At 44.0% G+C, this 18,565-nt stretch carries 20 protein-coding genes and 1 pseudogene; 6 read left to right on the forward strand and 15 right to left on the reverse strand.

The annotated features are described in order from the left end of the window. Nucleotides 1-37: 37 nt before the first annotated feature. Together ppk2 and A9236_RS05290 are read right to left on the reverse strand one after the other, a co-directional pair. Complete coding sequence (ppk2, locus tag A9236_RS05285; protein ID WP_071465818.1) at nucleotides 38-943, reverse strand: polyphosphate kinase 2; 906 nt, start codon at nucleotides 941-943, stop codon at nucleotides 38-40. 60 nt (nucleotides 944-1,003) lie between these two features. Continuing rightward, complete coding sequence (locus tag A9236_RS05290) at nucleotides 1,004-1,792, reverse strand: 1-acyl-sn-glycerol-3-phosphate acyltransferase (protein WP_071465819.1); 789 nt, start codon at nucleotides 1,790-1,792, stop codon at nucleotides 1,004-1,006. A gap of 103 nt (nucleotides 1,793-1,895) precedes the next feature. On the opposite strand from A9236_RS05290, the gene A9236_RS05295 reads away from it, so the two are divergent. From A9236_RS05295 to A9236_RS05310, 4 genes are read left to right on the forward strand one after another with little or no spacing between them, the layout of a single operon-like run. Continuing rightward, complete coding sequence (locus A9236_RS05295) at nucleotides 1,896-2,705, forward strand: UDP-2,3-diacylglucosamine diphosphatase (protein WP_071465820.1); 810 nt, start codon at nucleotides 1,896-1,898, stop codon at nucleotides 2,703-2,705. Next, nucleotides 2,702-3,730, forward strand: a complete 1,029-nt coding sequence (locus A9236_RS05300) for a glycosyltransferase family 1 protein (RefSeq protein ID WP_071465821.1) — start codon at nucleotides 2,702-2,704, stop codon at nucleotides 3,728-3,730. Before A9236_RS05295 ends, A9236_RS05300 begins: the two co-directional genes overlap by 4 nt. A 12-nt stretch (nucleotides 3,731-3,742) precedes the next feature. Continuing rightward, complete coding sequence (locus A9236_RS05305; protein WP_071465822.1) at nucleotides 3,743-4,147, forward strand: diacylglycerol kinase; 405 nt, start codon at nucleotides 3,743-3,745, stop codon at nucleotides 4,145-4,147. Between the two features lie 43 nt (nucleotides 4,148-4,190). Continuing rightward, nucleotides 4,191-5,117, forward strand: a complete 927-nt coding sequence (locus A9236_RS05310) for a GNAT family N-acetyltransferase (protein WP_071465823.1) — start codon at nucleotides 4,191-4,193, stop codon at nucleotides 5,115-5,117. A 73-nt stretch (nucleotides 5,118-5,190) separates the two neighbouring features. Here the strand turns inward: A9236_RS05310 and A9236_RS05315 are convergent, their stop codons facing one another. From A9236_RS05315 to A9236_RS11065, 7 genes and pseudogenes are all read right to left on the reverse strand, one after another. Then, the gene (locus tag A9236_RS05315) at nucleotides 5,191-6,672 is read right to left on the reverse strand and encodes a Ppx/GppA phosphatase family protein (RefSeq protein WP_071465966.1); all 1,482 of its coding nucleotides are present in this window, start codon (nucleotides 6,670-6,672) and stop codon (nucleotides 5,191-5,193) included. Between the two features lie 267 nt (nucleotides 6,673-6,939). Further along, nucleotides 6,940-7,092 (reverse strand): annotated as a pseudogene (locus A9236_RS11485) (hypothetical protein); the annotation flags it as partial. A gap of 36 nt (nucleotides 7,093-7,128) precedes the next feature. Next, nucleotides 7,129-7,845 carry an MgtC/SapB family protein gene (locus A9236_RS05320; protein WP_071465824.1) on the reverse strand — a complete coding sequence of 239 codons (717 nt, stop codon included), beginning with the start codon at nucleotides 7,843-7,845 and terminating at the stop codon, nucleotides 7,129-7,131. A 10-nt stretch (nucleotides 7,846-7,855) separates the two neighbouring features. Then, nucleotides 7,856-9,601 (reverse strand): alkaline phosphatase, encoded by a 1,746-nt coding sequence (locus tag A9236_RS05325; protein ID WP_071465825.1) that lies wholly within the window; start codon nucleotides 9,599-9,601, stop codon nucleotides 7,856-7,858. Between the two features lie 83 nt (nucleotides 9,602-9,684). Continuing rightward, nucleotides 9,685-11,127, reverse strand: coding sequence for a DUF2252 domain-containing protein (locus tag A9236_RS05330; protein WP_071465826.1), 1,443 nt, complete (start codon nucleotides 11,125-11,127; stop codon nucleotides 9,685-9,687). A gap of 55 nt (nucleotides 11,128-11,182) precedes the next feature. Further along, the gene (locus tag A9236_RS05335) at nucleotides 11,183-11,686 is read right to left on the reverse strand and encodes an arsenate reductase ArsC (protein ID WP_201721721.1); all 504 of its coding nucleotides are present in this window, start codon (nucleotides 11,684-11,686) and stop codon (nucleotides 11,183-11,185) included. Between the two features lie 19 nt (nucleotides 11,687-11,705). Next, complete coding sequence (locus A9236_RS11065; RefSeq protein WP_161485607.1) at nucleotides 11,706-11,882, reverse strand: hypothetical protein; 177 nt, start codon at nucleotides 11,880-11,882, stop codon at nucleotides 11,706-11,708. Nucleotides 11,883-12,228: 346 nt separating this feature from the next. Between A9236_RS11065 and A9236_RS05340 the strand changes: the two genes are divergently transcribed. Together A9236_RS05340 and A9236_RS05345 are read left to right on the forward strand one after the other, a co-directional pair. Beyond that, the gene (locus tag A9236_RS05340; RefSeq protein WP_071465828.1) at nucleotides 12,229-12,705 is read left to right on the forward strand and encodes an MgtC/SapB family protein; all 477 of its coding nucleotides are present in this window, start codon (nucleotides 12,229-12,231) and stop codon (nucleotides 12,703-12,705) included. An 84-nt stretch (nucleotides 12,706-12,789) separates the two neighbouring features. After that, on the forward strand, nucleotides 12,790-12,990 hold the full coding sequence (locus tag A9236_RS05345) for a hypothetical protein (protein ID WP_071465829.1): 201 nt from the start codon (nucleotides 12,790-12,792) through the stop codon (nucleotides 12,988-12,990). A gap of 3 nt (nucleotides 12,991-12,993) precedes the next feature. On the opposite strand, the gene phoR is transcribed toward A9236_RS05345, so the two are convergent. The 6 genes from phoR to pstC all read right to left on the reverse strand — a co-directional run bounded on the left by phoR (nucleotide 12,994) and on the right by pstC (nucleotide 18,500). Next, on the reverse strand, nucleotides 12,994-14,292 hold the full coding sequence (phoR, locus tag A9236_RS05350) for a phosphate regulon sensor histidine kinase PhoR (RefSeq protein ID WP_071465830.1): 1,299 nt from the start codon (nucleotides 14,290-14,292) through the stop codon (nucleotides 12,994-12,996). A 64-nt stretch (nucleotides 14,293-14,356) separates the two neighbouring features. After that, complete coding sequence (gene phoB, locus A9236_RS05355) at nucleotides 14,357-15,070, reverse strand: phosphate regulon transcriptional regulator PhoB (protein WP_071465831.1); 714 nt, start codon at nucleotides 15,068-15,070, stop codon at nucleotides 14,357-14,359. 15 nt (nucleotides 15,071-15,085) lie between these two features. Further along, nucleotides 15,086-15,793 carry a phosphate signaling complex protein PhoU gene (gene phoU, locus A9236_RS05360; protein WP_071465967.1) on the reverse strand — a complete coding sequence of 236 codons (708 nt, stop codon included), beginning with the start codon at nucleotides 15,791-15,793 and terminating at the stop codon, nucleotides 15,086-15,088. A gap of 12 nt (nucleotides 15,794-15,805) precedes the next feature. Further along, entirely contained in the window at nucleotides 15,806-16,642 is an 837-nt protein-coding gene (pstB, locus tag A9236_RS05365; RefSeq protein ID WP_201721738.1) for a phosphate ABC transporter ATP-binding protein PstB, read from the reverse strand. A gap of 8 nt (nucleotides 16,643-16,650) precedes the next feature. Beyond that, on the reverse strand, nucleotides 16,651-17,517 hold the full coding sequence (gene pstA, locus A9236_RS05370; protein ID WP_071465832.1) for a phosphate ABC transporter permease PstA: 867 nt from the start codon (nucleotides 17,515-17,517) through the stop codon (nucleotides 16,651-16,653). Continuing rightward, the gene (gene pstC / locus A9236_RS05375) at nucleotides 17,514-18,500 is read right to left on the reverse strand and encodes a phosphate ABC transporter permease subunit PstC (protein ID WP_071465833.1); all 987 of its coding nucleotides are present in this window, start codon (nucleotides 18,498-18,500) and stop codon (nucleotides 17,514-17,516) included. The genes pstA and pstC overlap by 4 nt, the downstream gene beginning before the upstream one ends. Nucleotides 18,501-18,565 lie beyond the last annotated feature (65 nt).

Genomic DNA, 18,565 nt, shown 5'->3' on the forward strand with positions numbered 1-18,565 from the left:
CTTCTTTTTTTAAGAGATTATCACCATACCGACCAAATTAGTAAACTTCAGGTACGTACATCTCAGGTGGAACAGGGCCACGCAAGTAATCCGGGTTATGTACTCGTTCTGGAAGGCTGATCACAGGATGATCAATTTCCTGGTACGGAATTTGATTTAAAAGGTGGGTGATGCAATTGAGGCGAGCCTTTTTCTTGTCGTTGGCAGCCACTACCCACCATGGCGCCTCAGGAATATGAGTGCGCTCTAGCATTGTTTCTTTAGCCTTGGTATAGGCTTCCCACATACGACGGGCCTCTAAGTCCATAGGACTTAATTTCCATTGTTTTAATGGATCATGAATACGCATCATGAAGCGGTTGTACTGCTCATCATCAGAGATCGAGAACCAATACTTGATGAGAATCACTCCTGAGCGAATCATCATGCGCTCTAAATCTGGAACTGTTCTGAGAAATTCCTCATACTCATCATCAGTACAAAACCCCATCACTTTTTCAACACCAGCGCGGTTGTACCAACTACGGTCAAACAACACAATTTCACCGCCAGCAGGTAAATGTGAGATATAGCGTTGGAAGTACCATTGGGTTTTTTCACGTTCGTTTGGTGCAGGTAATGCAACAACTTTACATACCCGCGGATTCAATCGTTGAGTAATACGCTTAATCGCGCCACCCTTACCCGCCGAATCACGACCTTCAAAAAGAACCGCAACCTTGACCTTATTAGCCACTACCCAGTCTTGGAGCTTTACTAATTCACCCTGAAGTCTAAAGAGCTCTTTAAAGTAAACATTACGCGGAACCTGAGAGCCTGCATCACCATCTAGCGAAAGGCGATCATCGTCGAGCTCCATTTCGAGCTCTTCATCCATGCTGTCAAGAATTTCTTCTTGAGCGCGCTGATACCACTCCGCCATCTCTTTATGCTTAGAGGTCATAGGTTTTCCACTGATATTTCTCTTAGTTTACGCCCGAACTGATGACACTTTCGTTACAAGCTATAGGCTATTGGTTTTCGCTAAATATTGGCTAATCTGCTCGTAGCTATGAAGTGCTAGCCACTTACGATCGGATGGCTGCTCAGGCGCTGATCCTGTAGGAGGAAAGAAGGTCAATTCAACCTCTAAATTACGGTTTTTAAGCATATTGCTCATAGACTCCAGAAGGCCCATATCTCCGATAAATGCAGCTACATCAGACCGTAAGCCGGTTGCTCTCGATAGATAACGTATTGCCAGGGTATAGACCGGAACCTTTGCAATGACAGCCGCTTCAAATAAATTAGGCTTAAAGGGACGTACAGATTCCCCATTGGTTGAGGTGCCTTCTGGAAAGATACAAATAGAATCCGACTTAAGCGCCCCACTCATCTCCCCCACAACAAAATGAGCATGCCTAGAACTATCCCTCTTAATAAAGACAGTTCCAAGTTGCTTTGCCATCCATCCAAAAATAGGCCATTTCTCTACCTCTGACTTGGCCACGAAACGAATCGGTTGGAATGCATTGATAGCGTGAATATCCATCCAGGAGATGTGATTTGAAGAAAGTAGATAGGAATTTAGCGGAAGAATATGTGCATTCTTTACTGACAGATGAATTCCGAAAATGGTCAATAAGCGCACGGACCACTGTTGAATGTGACGATGCTTTGTCATAGTAGTGGCAAATGGGAATACAACAATCAGGGTTGCCACGCCACAAAGAACATGAATCCATATTGCTGTCCACAGAAAAAAACGGGTAATAAATGGAGTTTGGGTGCGGTTGGATGAGTCTTTATTCATATTTGATATCAATATAATGCAACATCCGTATTTTAATGACCGTCATGAAACTGACTTAAAAATGTCATGATGCTTTCATGCTGTATTGGCTTAATACAGTCTCATGATGCATTACAGAGCCATCTGGATTTCAGACGTACACCTAGGAACATCAGGGTGTCAGGCAAACTACCTCCTCGATTTCCTCAAGCATAATGAAGCCGATAAGTTTTACCTTGTTGGTGACATCATTGATGGTTGGCGTCTAAAGAAATCATTCTACTGGCCACAAGCACATAACGACGTAGTTCAAAAGCTCTTGCGTAAGGCTCGTAAAGGTGCTGAAGTAATCTACGTTCCAGGAAACCATGATGAAAGTGCCCGTCAATTCTTCGGCCTCTCTTTTGGTGATGTCAAAGTAGTCGAAGAAGTGATTCACACTACTTTAGATGGTAAGAAACTCTGGGTTACCCACGGAGATCTTTTTGACGGAGTAATGCAGTACGCAAAATGGTTGGCATATGTAGGGGACACGCTTTACTCCTTCATCCTTTATATCAATCGATATTTCAATATGCTGCGGGTCAAAATGGGCCTTCAGTACTGGTCTCTCTCTCAATATCTCAAGCATCAAGTTAAAAACGCAGTGAGTTATATCGCTGACTTTGAACACATCATGGCTAGGGAAGCACGCCTTCGTGGTTGTGACGGCGTGGTCTGTGGCCATATTCATAAAGCTGAAATACGTGAAATTGACGGTTTACTGTATTGCAATGATGGTGATTGGGTTGAAAGCTTGACTGCTCTCGTTGAAACCCATACGGGCGAACTCAAAATTGTTCATTGGCCGCACATCCTTGGTGAGCCTATTGAAACTCCTGAAGTAACTTTCCAACCTGCTGTTGAATCACTCCTAAAAGAGGCTGTGTTATGAAAATTATGATCATTACCGACGCATGGGACCCACAAGTCAATGGTGTGGTGCGTACATTGAAGCAAACCCGTGCGGAACTGACAGCAATGGGACATCAAGTTGAAATGATTACACCACAAGGGTTTAAGTCAATTCCTTGTCCTACCTACCCAGATATTGCTCTTTCACTATTTCCAGGAAAAGAAGTGGCTCGCCGTATTAAGGAATTTGCACCAGATGCGATGCATATAGCAACAGAAGGACCTTTAGGGCTTTCCGCAAGAGCCTATGCGGTTAAAAACGATTTACCCTTTTCTACCGCCTATCACACTCGCTTCCCTGAATACGTTAAAGCCAGGATCGGTATTCCACTCGCCATTACTTATGCCTTTATTCGTTGGTTTCATGGTCCTTCAATGGCCGTAATGGCGCCTACGATTGTGGTTAAAGATGATCTTGAGAAATATGGCTTAAACAATGTAGTGCTGTGGTCGCGTGGTGTTGATTTGGATATCTTTAAGATGCAAGAATCCAAAGCACTGAATACTGCTCACCCCATCTTCTTATATGTTGGCCGCGTTGCTGTTGAAAAGAATATCAATGCATTTTTAGAGATTGACTTACCAGGTTCAAAATGGGTGGTAGGAGACGGTCCAGCGATGGCTGGCATTAAAGAAAAATACCCAGATATCAACTATCTAGGCGTATTACAGCAGCATGAGCTCGCCAAGGTATATGCAGCAGCAGATGTATTTGTATTTCCTAGCAAAACGGATACCTTCGGCTTGGTCTTGCTTGAGGCAATGGCCTGTGGCACACCAGTAGCCGCCTATCCTGTTACTGGACCTATTGACGTTCTAGGGAACTCTAAAGCTGGTGCTATGAATGAAGATCTTCGTGTTGCTTGTATTGAGGCTCTCAAGATACCTCGTGAAGTAGCCCGTGCCCATGCAGAAAAGTTCTCTTGGAGAGCCGCCTCTGAAGAGTTTGCGAGACACCTCAAGCCCGTTCCTACCCCTGATGTACATGTCACCGCAATTGCATAAGAAGGGTTAGCTTTGTCTTCTCCATATCACATCGATCAAAATCCGCACAAAGGTAATCGCGGTCTTGCTCGTGCATGGCACGCTGCCAAGAACTCTTGGTGCGGATTGGTTTATGCCTTTCAGGAAGAAAGTGCTTTTAGACAAGAGCTCACATTATTTGTACTACTTACGCCTGTAGCTTTTCTATTACCCATTAGCCATCTTGAAAAGGCGCTTTTAATTAGCTCCCTAATCATGGTGCTGGTTGTTGAGTTACTCAATTCTAGTGTTGAGGCCGCTATTGATCGTATCTCGTTTGAGCATCACGATCTTTCCAAAAGGGCCAAGGATTTTGGCTCTGCTGCTGTCATGCTTGCCCTGTTTATTGCTGTTTTGATGTGGTCTGCAGTCTGCATTCCGCTTGTCTTGAAGCCGTAATAAATGGACTCTACCATTACAAAAACATTGCACAAGGCTAACTATGTCTGATATTCCAAACCCAATTGGCGCCTTTGAATTCTTTACCCCCAAAAAGAAGAAGGATCCGAGCGCTTCGAAACTGAACCCTATTAAGAAGCTTTCAAAGAAATTGGCAAAAAAGCTTTTTGGTAAGAAATTTGCTACAAAAACCCGCAAACAGTTAGTAGAGTCTGCTGAAGTGGCGGTTGTCCCACTGGCGACAAAAGCAAAAAGACCTGCCTTCAATATTGAATGGGCCACTAGCCCTAGCGAAGTGAAAGAAGCTCAACGTTTACGCTATAAAGTCTTTGCTGAAGAGATGGGTGCAAATCTCTCTCAAAATGCTGAAGGTCTAGATATTGATGATTTTGATGCTTATTGCGATCACCTTTTGATTCGTGATCAAGATACCTTAAAGGTTGTCGGCACTTATCGCGTTCTACCTCCGCATAAAGCACAAGAAATTGGACGTTTGTATTCAGACTCCGAATTCGACCTTACCCGCCTTAATCACTTGCGCCCTAAGTTAGTAGAGCTCGGCAGATCATGTGTTCACCAAGACTATCGCTCTGGTGCTGTCATTATGGCTTTGTGGAGTGGCCTGGCTCAATACATGCTCAAGAATGGCTATGAAATCATGCTCGGTTGTGCAAGTATTCCCATGGCTGATGGTGGCCACTTTGCAGCAAGCCTCTATAACTCATTGGGGAATGATCAAATGGCTCCAACGGAGTTTCATGCATTCCCTCGCCTACCCCTGCCTTTAGATAAACTCAATGGTGGCCTGAATGTAGACGCACCTCCGTTGATTAAAGGTTATTTGAAGTTGGGTGCAAAGATTTGTAGCGCTCCTGCATGGGATCCAGATTTCAATACCGCAGACCTGCTCACCATGTTGCGCTTATCCGATATCAACCCACGTTACGCAAAGCATTTCCTAGAGATGTAAATCCCTGCCGGATCGTCAGCCAAATAAAAAGCCGCTTGTATTGAAGCGGCTTTTTTAGTTCAGTGATGGCGATTTACTTCAAGCTTACCTGATAGGAGCGCCCTACACGCTCCCATTCCGCAGCTTCTTTTAGGAGGCTAAATTCTGTGAGCGGATGTTCGGCGGCCCACTCCTTTGAAAGGCTCACAAGATAGGAGCCAGCATGCTCCGAAACCTTGACCTTTGGAAGGCTTGTGTCATTTCGTCCCCTACAGAGAACCTGGGCAAGTCGAAGGCAAAAGAGCATGCGCCAGTCTTCAAAGCTATGGTTATTGGCTAATTTGCCTAGCTTACCAGCATGGCCTATCAATAAAGCAGCCAGCCTTGCCTGATCATTTTTTGAGAAACCCGGCATGTCTGCATTGCCAGCAATATAGGCGGAATGCTTATGGTATCCATTATGTGAAATGGAGAGACCAATTTCATGTAGGTTAGCCGCCCACTGTAAGAGCGCAACATTATCCGCCCTACTTTCTGCTTCTGGCTTGGGTAGTTGCTGCAAAAAATCAGCGGCTAATTTGCCAACTCTATCTGCCTGTTCTCGATCAACAGAATACCGCTGCATAAATTGCTCAACCGTCACATAACGCATATCGTGATGTTGAGAGCGTCCTAGCAGGTCGTATAAAACACCACTACGCAATGCTGCATCCGTTACTTCCATTGCTTCAATGCCAAGCTCATCAAATACTGCCAACATAATGGCTAAACCACCAGGCCACACAGAGCGCCTATCGTCTTTCAGACCAATCAATTCAACTTGACTCACGTGCTCGTATTTCAATAAATGTTTTTTGAGGGCCCTTAAACCATCGCGCGTAATTAAACCACTAGTAGCATTTACGCGACCCATGATAAGCCCGTCACCCTGCCCATTAAGATCATTGGCAGCAATTAAGTCAGCTAGAGCTCTAGCTGTACCAGATGAGCCAATAGCCTGCTTCCAGCCGCTTTTGAGATATGCGCCAGATATCACCTGAATCTCACGTCTTGCTGCTAGCTCAGCCTCTTTAAAAGCATGGGCATCAATATTCCCTTTGGGAAAGAATCGCATGCTGTGGGAGACACACCCAATATAGAGACTCTCCATGAGCTTAGGCTCATACCCTTTGCCGATGATGAATTCAGTAGAACCGCCACCAATATCCACAACCAAGCGGTTGCCTTGAACAGCCTGAACTTCGTGTGCTGCGCCAATATAAATCAGACGTGCCTCTTCTACCCCTGCAATCACATCAATTGGAAATCCCAAAGCCTGTTGAGCATCATCAACAAACTGCTGAGCATTCTTAGCAACTCGTAGAGTATTGGTGGCAACAGCACGTACATTTGATGGATCAAATCCTCTGATACGTTCACCAAAACGCCTGATCGCGGTAAGTCCGCGCTGATAGGCATCATTACCCAATAATTTATTGTCAGTTAGACCGGCAGCTAAACGAACGGACTCACGTAAGGTGTCAATGGGGCGTAATTGAGTGCCAGAAGGCGTATTTACTGCCTGAGCGACAAGCATCCGAAAGCTATTGGACCCCAAATCTATGGCAGCAACTAAGTTTTCCGAATGAGATGAAAGATCTACGGGATTGCTGGCCAAAATATTCCCCAAAAATGGATTGCTGTATCAATTGTGTCTATTTTATGTAAAAACCATGACACATTGATGAAAACCACAGCAGCCCTTTGTGGCTGGGATTGGCAGACTAAATTAGGCCGCCAAATTTTGCTCGGAACTAGAGCAATCTCGATTACCAAAGCTGCACAAAATACAGCAATCACCTGATTTAGGCTTCAGTATTGCGCTACAGGCTTTACAGCGATAAAAGTGATGGGTTGACCCAGACTCAAGAATTAAGATCTCTGATGCTTGGCAATGAGGACAAGTTACAGTTGATTCTAGGTAATTGGTATTCGAATTCACATCCGGATATTGCACTACAAATATTTCATTTATATGTCAAAGCATGAATGCTTAATCCGTGGTGCTTGGGCTCCAGAAAGCCTGACTGACAAATTCTTGATCAGCAATCTTGGCAATCAATTGATCCATCTCGTCACCATCAACGGCAGATGCCGTTAATACAGCCTGGATTTCAACATCATCACTACCAAATTGATGAACCTCAATATCTTGAGTCTGATAACCGGCAGCCTCTAAGGTTTTGATGAACTGCTTAAGGGCATGCTTCTGAGCATGCTTAGGAGTAATGATGTAGACGGAATTCGTTACTTCTACTGAAACTGTATCTAAGGGCTGTCTATTGATAAAGCTCACCACTGGTCTAAGCAAAGTGTTGGCGGCAAGTACAAATACGGTAGCTAAGCCTGCTTCCAGTATCAGATCGGCACCAGCGCAAGCACCGACTGCACCGGACGCCCATAAGGTTGCAGCCGTATTTATTCCCCGGACATTGCCCTCTTCGCGCATGATCACACCAGCACCTAAAAATCCGATACCGGAAACAACATAAGCCATGACATGGACAGCGCCATCATGTCCAGTTAAACGATTGCCAGCATCGACAAAAATTGCAGCGCCAATAGCGACGAGGATATTAGTTCTTAAGCCTGCTGTGCGTTGACGATATTGACGCTCTAAACCAATTAATCCACCGAATAGGAAAGCAGCACCAAGGCTAACGGATGTATCAATTAATGAGGCATAGTTAATGTTGTTAATGAACTCCATGACAACCCACCTATTTAGATCCCAATCCTAAGGACTCTACCATCACTTTAAATACCTCAGTGTTATCCATGAATCCCTTGAACTTTTCTGATCCAGGGCCTTGGGCGTTAAGAACGGCATCATCTGCCGTATGAACTCCGGACTCTTGATTGGTGGGTAAATTACCCCCCACGTGGATCGCATCCTCTTGTAATTGAAGGTATTGAGGGTTTGCCACATACTTGCCATCCTCAGACTTAATCGCAGGAACAAAAGTACCATCTAACTTTGGATGAAGAGTCTCGTAGTGATCGGGATAGCTTCCATAAAAGAATGCGAGACGCTTTGAGACGTCAATCTGGTTTGGGTAACCCTGAATATCGGCTTTTGGATAATTTGGATAGCCTGCATCCGCATATGTGCCAACTTTTTCACGTAATGGGCCTGGCTTGTTGTCATTGACAACGCCGACAATAGACCCGCTATGGGTATGATCAGGTGTGACAATAATCAAGGTATCCGGGTGGGTTTTGGCAAAGTCTCTGGCAATTTGCACTGCATTGCTAAGCATGATGGTATCGAACGCTGCTCGCTCCCAATCTAAGGGATGGTTGAACTTATCAATCAGAGCAGCTTCCACCATTAGGAAGAAGCCGTTTGGATTTCTAGATAAAACATCAATAGCCGATTGCGTCATCTCAGTAAGATCAGGTTGATTAGGATATTGCTCTACCGTATTCTTTTTGAGATAGAGGCGGTCTAATGAGCCATCCATATTGTCAGGATGAAATACGCCGAATAACTTTTTAGTATTTTTGCTCTGAGCAGCAGAAATGAGTTCTTGTTTGGTAAATGCTACCTGATAGCCATCTGACTTAAAACTTTCCACCAAATTTTTCTCATCTTTACGCTTTGAGCCTTTGGCTGACTGAGGATAAAAATAAGCAGAGCCACCACCCAAGATAACTTCCGCACCACTAGCTAGAAGTTGGTCGGCAATGTATTGTTTATCTGCTCTACGTCTTGTATGAGAAACCACGGCTCCGGGAGTAGCATCCTCAAGCTCGGCATCAGACACAATACCTACGGACATTTTGGTATTGCGTTTTACTAGCTCAGCTATGGTTTCAACTTTAGGATGCGAAAAATTATCACTAGCACGAGAAACATAGACGCCCATGGCGTTAACCGCTGTTTTATGACCTGTTGTGTAGGCACTCATGGAATTGGCAGAGTCTGTAATTAAAGAGTCTGACCCTGAAGTGCCTATCATCGCAGTACTAGGCATATCGTCAAACGCTAATCTTCCCTGATACTTGCCCTCCTGAATTCCCTTAGATAAGACTCTGGCAGTGGTACGGTTAGCGATGGTCATGCCATCACCAATAAAGAGAATCACATTCTTTACGCGACGTGGTCCGCTTGCATATACATCCCATGACACTTGTAACTGCTCTTGCTGTGCTTTGGCTGTAACTTGATATTTTCCCGCTTTAAGTAATTGCACATCCCGAATGTAAACTGAGCTACCTTTGCCGCTTTCATTGGCAATAAATTCTGGCTTGTTCTTGGTGAAGGTGTTCAGTGATGCACCATTGAGCTCGATATTCACATCATCTGGATTGACTACAGAATTAAATTCAACCTTAATGTCAAACTTGGAGCCCGCTAATATCGCAGCCTGATTAATTGGGTAGATAGCGGCTGCTTGTAATAATCCAGCGCAAGATGCCAAAAAAACGAGTGTTAATGCTCGGAGGTATCGAGATATATTCATGGGTTCTTTGGGCGCAAAAAAAATGGGTCAAGCTACAATATCTACCAAGAAGATGACATCGTTATGACAGCGGAAATACGCCCTTAGAGAGCCGTTTTCTTTGAAGCAGTCTTTAATTTCTTACTTTTTACTGCCTTCTTGAAGAGTTCAAAATCCTGTTCATTTTGCTTTGCATAGGATCGCGCGAAAGCATAAAAGGCCGCAGAAAAATCATCTGACTCACCGCAATACCCTGAAATCATGGCTGCATCACCTGAGCGCGCATGACCAAGAGCTAAAGCCCAACCAAATAATCTAGCGTAGTCAGGAAAGTTTTTTAAAGAAACCCCGCCAGGGCCAACTTCCATGCCACCCTTCATATCACGTAATTGACGGAGATAAAAACCCTGGCTTCGATCAATATCAAATTGTACGGATCCGTAGTTTAAAAAGATATCAGGAGCCCCCTGCAGTAAGCGTTGACCAGCAACAACGCGCTGCCCCATATCTCGGTAAATAGATTCGCCGATATAAGGGCTCAAGACTGATTTTTGCGCTTCCTTATATTGCAAAAAGAGCGGGTCATTTTCACTATCACCCTCAAAATAGAGAACCAAGCAATTTGTACCAACACTGCCAACACCCACAACTTTGCGGGCATAGTCTTTTAAACCATAGCGCTGAAAAAGAATTTTGCGATCCGCTAGCAAGGTACTCGCATAATTTAATAAAGCCTTATCAATTAATTTCTCTAAAGGAACTCCATACGCCTTCTTTTTAAAATGCTCAATTAATGGTGGCTTATTAATGATCTTCCGATCTTTACCAACCAAGGTTGTTAATTTCTGAAGGACCTGAATGTTTCCCTGCCCCTTAGTTGCTTTAAGGGTTGCATCAATTTTCTTCTGATGTTCTTTACAAAAGTGCTTACGAATATCCTCCTCACCAATAAATTCTTGGGCGAGGTCAAGATAAGGCATTTTTGCGTATTGGTTCATGCGCTTTTGATACTCAGAACAGATTCTGTAAACCAACTTTTTACTTAAAGACTTATCTCCGCCAATACTTTCACAGGCTATTAGAGCGCTAGCGACAAGGCGCTTCAGATCCCATTCCCAGCTACCTGGCAAGGTCTCATCAAAGTCGTTGATTCCAAAAACTAAACGATGCTCAGCAGTTCCAAACAAGCCGAAGTTGGAAACATGCATATCGCCACATAACTGAACAGTAATATTCGTGCTTGGCTGGTTTGCTAAATCCTGTGCCATGATTGCTGCTCCACCCCGATAAAAGGCAAAGGGGGATTGCAACATACGTTCATATCGAATTGGTATCAGTGATTCAATCCGGGACTTTGCTTGATTTTCAAGAATGGTAATCGGATCCACTCTGTGTTTAGGAGGGGTATAAACACCCTGCTGCGCAATGCTGACGGATTTACGAAGAGCCTTACCATCGGCCATCCGCTTTTTGATGCTAGGCCGTGGATTGGCGAAGGACTCCACCGATCTCAGGGTGGCAAAGTTTGACTTCTTTGCTGTAGACATTGACTTCCTTAAGGGCGATCAGCTTTAATCTTACCCCTTTAATCAAGGAGATTGTCTATCTGAATTTAATGCGGTGATGAATTGACTGTAACTCATCCCTGATTTGAGCATGCTCTAATTTATCCATGGGCAAATCCATTAAAAGCTCAATGCGATTACGTAGGCCCATTTCCACTTGTTTAAAGGCATCAAGCATCGCTGAGTCACCCGAATCAACAGCTGCTGGGTCAGCGAACCCCCAGTGGGCACTAGCAGGATGCCCTGGCCAATATGGACACTCTTCTCCTGCCGCAGAATCACACACGGTAATAATAAAATCCATGCGAGGAGCACCCTCTTGTCCATACTCATCCCAACTCTTGCTGCGCAAAAGGTCAAGGGGATAATCTAGCTCCTTAGCAATCCTTAAGGCGATTGGGTGAACAAATCCTGCGGGTCTTGAGCCTGCTGAATAGCCGATCAACTTTCCATGGCTTAAAGTGGTTGCTAAGACTTCACCTAGAATGGATCTGGCGGAGTTTCCAGTACACAAAAAAAGAATATTGTATTTTTTATCCATAATTCAAAGTCTATTTCGATTAAACCACTTCGTCTAGTCTTAGAGAATATCGCGTATCGACTAAAAACGGATTCTTGCTCGAATCAAGCAAACTACTATGGTTCTTCGACTTTTCATCGAAACCAATAGGGGCTGGCTCAATGCTGGATTCGTTTCTCAATACGGAAGAAAGATAATCCGTTAGGGCCTTATTCATGAATTATTAGATCCTATTAATAACAATAATCCTGATCATACGTTTTGTATATGGCAGTTTTGTTAAGGCCCCTGATGAATCTAACTTCCAAGTCTATGGGAAACGTAGCGTTTAGCGTAGGCAAGCCGAGCTTCGTACCATGCCTGCCATACCAATATGAATAATTTTTTCATTGCGCCATCCTTATGGTTAAAGATTTGTTGAATGACACCCTTTTGAGGTGTAAATAAGAAATTCAAATTGATTGTGCTCGGGCATGATGTCAATGTGATGGCTTATTTATGACGAAATAAAGTGACTGATATACACTTAGTCGAGAAAAAGCTTACTTACCAAAGGAATCTAGATGACTCAATGGGATCTGTACGGGACTATTGCCCTGAGGCTGGGTTTAGCCCTTCTTGTTGGGGCCATATTAGGCTTAAACCGCTGGTTACATCACAAATCGGCCGGAATACGAACCCACGCTTTGGTCTCGATTGGTTCCGCTACCGCAGTTTTACTCATCTCAGACTTTGTGCGGGATGATGCGCAATCAGTAAGCCGTGTCCTGCAAGGCTTAATTACCGGTCTTGGGTTTTTGGGTGCAGGTGTAATTATTCGCGAGCAACGATCCCAAAAGATCTTCGGTCTAACTACGGCTGCGAGTATTTGGTCTTGCGCCTTAATAGGCGCCGCTTTTGGGGCAGGTCAATTTGCATTGGGAGGACTTAGTCTTGGGGCTATATTGCTGACCCTAATTATTGGAGGCCCTCTAGAGAAGCTGGTTGCCAGCTGTACTGGGGTCAAAAGGACCTCGGAGGTATCTGGGGAGCCTGAATAAACCCACTTTAAGGCTCTAAAAAGCCACTTTTGTCATATTAGTTTGCTAGGATTGCGTCTAACTTAATAAATGGGTTGAATCAAGATGAGCAAATATCAATATGAAGATGCCGTAAAACAGCTGCAAGAATCAGGCAGTATTGGGCTTGTTGATCTTAAAAATCTACCCCACGAGGATCTCGTAGAGCTATTTGAAGAAATTAAAGTCTGGTGTCTCTACGCCAGCGGCAAAACCGAGAAGCTGCCTAAAGAATCCAAAAAGAAGAAAAAGAAGAAAAAGGAATAAGGGTCAGGCCTCAACCCTGTCTTTTGGGAAGCGTAGCAAAAATTTGCTCCCCCTTCCTGGAGTGCTTTCTATCACCAATTGAGCCTGATGTCTGCTAGCAATATGCTTCACAATTGCCAAGCCCAATCCTGTTCCACCCGTATCCCTTGATCGACTTCTATCCACTCGATAGAAACGCTCCGTCAACCTCGACAAATGTTCTGATGCAATTCCGGGGCCGGTATCGGTAACGGAGAACTCGCCTTGCCCCAAGACATTTACATCCCAAGAAACCTGAATTGACCCAGCATCAGGGGTGTAGCGGATCGCATTGGAGACCAAATTACTAAATGCTGAGAGAACCTCACGTTCATCACCAAGAATATTCAAAGGCGATTGAACATCAAACTTAAACGTATGCTTTCCACTAGAAAGAGCTTCTGCATCATTTTTCAGAAGAGCCATGAGGGTTTCAACCTTAATGACTGTGTTTGTGGCTGGTAATGCGTTGGACTCTAGATTGGCTAAGGTGAGCAAATCTTCAACTAAGCTCTTCATTCTCTGGGCCTGAGACATCATCATGTCAAAGTATTGATCTTGTTGATCCTTTTTCAGGTCAAGAGACTGAACTGTTTCTAAAAAGCCCATTAATACGGTAATTGGTGTACGCATTTCATGGGATACATTGGCCACGAAATCGCGACGCATTGCATCTGCTTTTTGTAAATCTGTGACATCTTGTATTAGCAAAAGATGTCTATTCTGACCAAATGGAAATGCTTGTAACATCAAGCTCAAATTACCATCTGGGCCCATACGCTCAAGCAACAAGGGCTCTTCAAATAAGCGTTTATGAAGATACTGAATAAATTCTGGGCGCCTTATTAAGAAATTGATACGTTGCATTACATCACGCTTAAATATCAATCCAAAGAAGCGCTCTGCGATGCTATTGCACCACTCAATTTGATCGCTTTCATCCAGCATGACAATTCCATTTGGAGAGGCTTGAAATGCCTCAATAAAATGATCATGCTGTTGTTCAATGCTGCGAATGCGTTGCTTTAGATTTCTGACAAGGCGCTGTAAGCGAAAAAATACCTCCTCCCAAAACCCGCTCGGCAGAGGCATATTTTCAACGGTATCAGCAAGGATATATTTACGAAGCCTAGCTAAGTTAATGTAAGCATAGACCAGGGGAATAGCGAGAACGAAGATTCCTGCTGCAATAGCCCACTGAGATCCCCAAAGGGACAAGACCGAAAACGCCGCTATAAATGCAACGGAGATGATGGTAAAAAAACGGCTTAGTGCAGAGAACATGATGCAATATTAGAACATCTCCACCATTCCCTGGAGGAAATGCTACGAAACGTCAAATATAGACTTAGGTCTCTGTAGGAGTTTTGGTAACGCGGTAGCCGCTACCACGTACTGTCTCAATATAACGATCACAATCAAAAGGAGCCAAAGCAGCTCTTAAGCGCTTGATGTGAACGTCCACAGTTCTCTCTTCAATGTAGACCTCGTTACCCCAAACCTTATCCAATAGACTACTACGAGAATGGACGCGCTCAGGGTTGGCCATAAAGAACTGTAACAATCTAAATTCAGTTGGGCCAAGAGCAATCGATTTTGGCTCGAGATTAGGCCATGTAGCTAAGACTCGATGTGAGCTTGGATCCAGCTTTAAGGGACCAACTGTTAGAGGGCCGGTATCTTCAATAGGCGCCAGCCTACGTAAAATCGCCCTGACCCTAGCAACTAGTTCCTTTGGTGAAAAAGGCTTAGTCACATAATCGTCTGCACCTGAATCAAGCCCCAGAACCTTATCGGATTCCTCGCTCTTTGCAGTGAGCATCAAAATAGGCAATGTCTTGGTGCGCTCATTTTGACGAAGCTCTTTTGCAAATTGAACACCTGATTTACCAGGTAACATCCAATCGAGGATAACTAGATTAGGCAACTGATCTTTCATCATCGTTAATGCAAGATCAGTTTGCATCGCCTTTTCTACTTCAAAGCCAGCGTGGGATAGGTTAATCGCAATCAATTCTGCAATTGATGGCTCATCCTCAACTATGAGTATGCGGTGAGTCATTTTGAAATGCCCTATTTATTCTCTATTAGCTTCGCGGACTAAATCTTCGTGCGGGATATGACGAACATCAGACCCCTTCGCAATGTAAATGACGAACTCAGCAATATTTTTTGCGTGATCACCAATACGTTCAATCGCTTTTGCAATAGTTAACATATCCAGACCCGTACTAATCATATGCGGATCTTCAGACATATAGGTGATGAGCTTACGAACAAAGCCTCTAAATTCCTCATCAATCTGACGATCTTCTTCAACAACCTCAGCAGCTGCAATCGTATCCAACCGGGCAAAGGCATCTAGGCTGCGACGCAGCAATGAAATCGCCATTTGACCCGACAAACGGATTTCAGCCACATTAATATTGTGTGGCATGCCAGCTTCAATCAAACGTTTAGTGCGCTTAGCTACACGCTCAGCTTCATCTCCAGCACGTTCTAAATTGGTAATCGCCTTAGAAACTGCCATCACGAGACGAAGGTCACGAGCAGTAGGTTGACGACGTGCAATCAATTCTGTGCAGGCTAAGTCAATCTGAATCTCAAGATCATTAACCGATTTTTCATTCTCTATCACAACATTGCAGGTTTCGATATCCATCTGTGTGAAAGCACGCATTGCAGTGGCAATCTGTGACTCTACAAGACCGCCCATTTCGAGCAAGCGACTAGAAAGGGAGTTAAGATCCGCATCAAATTGCGAGGATAAGTGTTTATCTGGCATGTAATTCTCCATTTAACCGAAACGACCGGTAATGTAATCTTCTGTTTCTTTACGCTTAGGCTTAATAAATATTTCGTCGGTTTTTCCGTACTCAATCAAGCTACCCAAATACATATAAGCCGTATAGTCCGAAACACGAGCTGCTTGCTGCATATTATGAGTCACGATTGCAATCGTATAGTCATTTTTGAGTTCATGAATCAATTCCTCTACTTTGCCGGTAGAAATAGGATCCAAAGCAGATGTAGGTTCATCCAACAAGATCACGGATGGCTTTACTGCCACTCCACGAGCAATACAAAGGCGTTGTTGCTGTCCTCCAGAGAGGGATAGACCACTCTGGTTTAGCTTATCTTTTACCTCATTCCACAAGGCTGCTTTATTCAAGGCCCACTCAACACGTTCATCCATTTCGGAACGAGAGAGCTTTTCATATAAACGCACACCAAAAGCAATGTTCTCGTAAATTGACATTGGAAATGGGGTTGGCTTCTGAAAAACCATACCAATACGTGAGCGCAGCAAGTTTAAATCTTGTCCTTGCTCGAGGATGTTTTGGCCATAGAAATTAATCTCGCCCTCAGCACGCTGTCCTGGATAGAGGTCATACATGCGATTTAAGGTTCTTAGTAAGGTCGACTTACCGCAACCTGAAGGTCCAATAAAGGCAGTGACCTTGCCTTGCTCAATATCTAAATTGATATTCTTTAAGCCCTGAAATGCACCGTAATAAAAATTAAGATCGCGCACTTCAATGGCATTGACTGCCGACTTCTGCGGCTCTTGATTTGCTGTATCCACTCTACCCCCTTGACTATCAATCTGATTTAAGTCAAACATTGTTTTCATATTAGTCATCATGCCTGCACCTTATCTCGGAATACCACTCGAGCAAGGATATTCAATCCAAGTACTGCAAAGGTAATCAATAAAGCGCCGCCCCAAGCAAGGTCAACCCAGTTATCGTATGGACTCATTGCAAACTGGAAAATGACAACCGGTAAATTCGCCATCGGCGCATTCATATTGGTTGAAAAGAACTGATTATTTAGTGCGGTAAATAACAAAGGCGCTGTCTCGCCACTTACACGGGCAAGTGCTAACAAAATACCTGTCATCACACCACTCTGTGCTGCACGAAGCGTGATCATGAAAGCCACTTTCCATTTTGGAGTGCCTAAGGCATAAGCAGCCTCACGCAAACTTCCAGGAACCAATCTGAGCATATTCTCCGTTGTTCTCACAACTACTGGGATAGCAATCAAAGCCAGAGCGATCGTGCCAGCCCAACCAGAAAAATGTCTTACCTGCGCGACTACAAATGCATAGACAAACAAACCAATCACAATAGATGGGGCTGACAACATAATGTCTGTTACAAATCGAGTAATAGCAGCAACCTTACTTCTATCGCCATATTCAGATAGATAAAGACCAGACAACACACCAATAGGGGTGCTGATTAAGGTACAGCAGCCAATTAGCATCAAGCTACCCACTATGGCATTAGCAAGACCGCCGCCATCCGATCCAGGCGCCGGAGTACTGTGAGTAAAGAGATCCAAGCTTATAGAGGAAAAACCCTTGATGACTAGAACACTCAGAATCCAGAGTAAGAAAATCATTCCCAGTGCCATAGCACACATGGAAAGAGTCAAGCCGATCTTGTTAGCACGCTTGCGGCGGGCAAAAACATCAGGATTAATGTTACTGGTACCGTTCATGATTTCAAGCCTTGCTTCTTCTCCATATTGTTTAGCATCCATTTAGCGCATGCGAGAACAATAAAGGTAATAATAAAAAGAGTTAAGCCAAGAGCAAATAGAGAAGATAAATGGTTGCCAGCCTCTGCTTCACCAAATTCGTTAGCCAAAGTTGAGGCTATAGATGTGCCGGGGGCAAATAAAGAGGCTGATAAACGATGGGCATTGCCAATCACAAAGGTAACGGCCATGGTTTCACCAAGCGCTCTACCAAGTCCAAGCATTACGCCTCCAATAACTCCTGCCTTGGTATAAGGCAGCACTACATTCTTCACTACTTCCCAGGTTGTGCATCCGATACCATATGCGGACTCTTTGAGGACCGGGGGAACAATAGCAAAAACGTCGCGCATGACTGATGCAATAAATGGAAGAATCATCATGGCAAGAATTAGGCCTGCACACAATACACCTACACCGTTAAAGGCGCCAGAAAACAATATTCCAAATCCCGGTATTTTTCCTAAGCTAGCTGCAAGTGCTGGCTCAACATATTCTGCAAATAGTGGCGCAAAAATAAATAGGCCAAACATGCCATAGATGATTGATGGAACTGCAGCAAGTAATTCGACAGCAGTTCCTAGAGGGCGTCGCAAAGAACCTGGGCACAGTTCAGTAAGAAATACTGCGATTCCAAAGCTTAAAGGAACGGCAATCAATAAAGCAATAATTGAAGTAACAAGAGTTCCGTAGATAGCAATCAAGCCACCAAACTCACCATTCACAATATCCCATTCTTGGGTAAAAAAGAAGCCGACACCAAAAGTACTCAATGCAGGCCATGCATTAATAAATAAAGAAATAATGATGCCAAGTAATGCAAATAAAACAATTAATGAAAAGAATTGCGTTACAGCCTGAAATAAAAAATCCTGTACCCGCTGTATGCGAGCAACTTTAATAGCTCTGGGATTACTTAGATCGGAAGGGTTTTGAAAAGTCATTGTTATTTCAGTCTAGGTAAATAAAAGAAAAAATAGCCCTAAGCAATCTTAGGGCCAATTTTCTG

Source organism: Polynucleobacter sp. QLW-P1DATA-2 (assembly GCF_001870365.1).
Classification (GTDB): domain Bacteria; phylum Pseudomonadota; class Gammaproteobacteria; order Burkholderiales; family Burkholderiaceae; genus Polynucleobacter.

Coding starts and splice junctions, on each gene's coding strand:
- ppk2 (WP_071465818.1), bottom strand. CDS start 943: ATGACCTCTAAGCATAAAGAGATGGCGGAGTGGTATCAGCGCGCTCAA.
- A9236_RS05290 (WP_071465819.1), bottom strand. CDS start 1,792: ATGAATAAAGACTCATCCAACCGCACCCAAACTCCATTTATTACCCGT.
- A9236_RS05295 (WP_071465820.1), top strand. CDS start 1,896: ATGATGCATTACAGAGCCATCTGGATTTCAGACGTACACCTAGGAACA.
- A9236_RS05300 (WP_071465821.1), top strand. CDS start 2,702: ATGAAAATTATGATCATTACCGACGCATGGGACCCACAAGTCAATGGT.
- A9236_RS05310 (WP_071465823.1), top strand. CDS start 4,191: ATGTCTGATATTCCAAACCCAATTGGCGCCTTTGAATTCTTTACCCCC.
- A9236_RS05315 (WP_071465966.1), bottom strand. CDS start 6,672: ATGCTTGTCGCTCAGGCAGTAAATACGCCTTCTGGCACTCAATTACGC.
- A9236_RS05320 (WP_071465824.1), bottom strand. CDS start 7,845: ATGGAGTTCATTAACAACATTAACTATGCCTCATTAATTGATACATCC.
- A9236_RS05325 (WP_071465825.1), bottom strand. CDS start 9,601: ATGAATATATCTCGATACCTCCGAGCATTAACACTCGTTTTTTTGGCA.
- A9236_RS05330 (WP_071465826.1), bottom strand. CDS start 11,127: ATGTCTACAGCAAAGAAGTCAAACTTTGCCACCCTGAGATCGGTGGAG.
- A9236_RS05335 (WP_201721721.1), bottom strand. CDS start 11,686: ATGGATAAAAAATACAATATTCTTTTTTTGTGTACTGGAAACTCCGCC.
- A9236_RS11065 (WP_161485607.1), bottom strand. CDS start 11,882: ATGAATAAGGCCCTAACGGATTATCTTTCTTCCGTATTGAGAAACGAA.
- A9236_RS05340 (WP_071465828.1), top strand. CDS start 12,229: ATGACTCAATGGGATCTGTACGGGACTATTGCCCTGAGGCTGGGTTTA.
- A9236_RS05345 (WP_071465829.1), top strand. CDS start 12,790: ATGAGCAAATATCAATATGAAGATGCCGTAAAACAGCTGCAAGAATCA.
- phoR (WP_071465830.1), bottom strand. CDS start 14,292: ATGTTCTCTGCACTAAGCCGTTTTTTTACCATCATCTCCGTTGCATTT.
- phoB (WP_071465831.1), bottom strand. CDS start 15,070: ATGACTCACCGCATACTCATAGTTGAGGATGAGCCATCAATTGCAGAA.
- phoU (WP_071465967.1), bottom strand. CDS start 15,793: ATGCCAGATAAACACTTATCCTCGCAATTTGATGCGGATCTTAACTCC.
- pstB (WP_201721738.1), bottom strand. CDS start 16,642: ATGAAAACAATGTTTGACTTAAATCAGATTGATAGTCAAGGGGGTAGA.
- pstA (WP_071465832.1), bottom strand. CDS start 17,517: ATGAACGGTACCAGTAACATTAATCCTGATGTTTTTGCCCGCCGCAAG.
- pstC (WP_071465833.1), bottom strand. CDS start 18,500: ATGACTTTTCAAAACCCTTCCGATCTAAGTAATCCCAGAGCTATTAAA.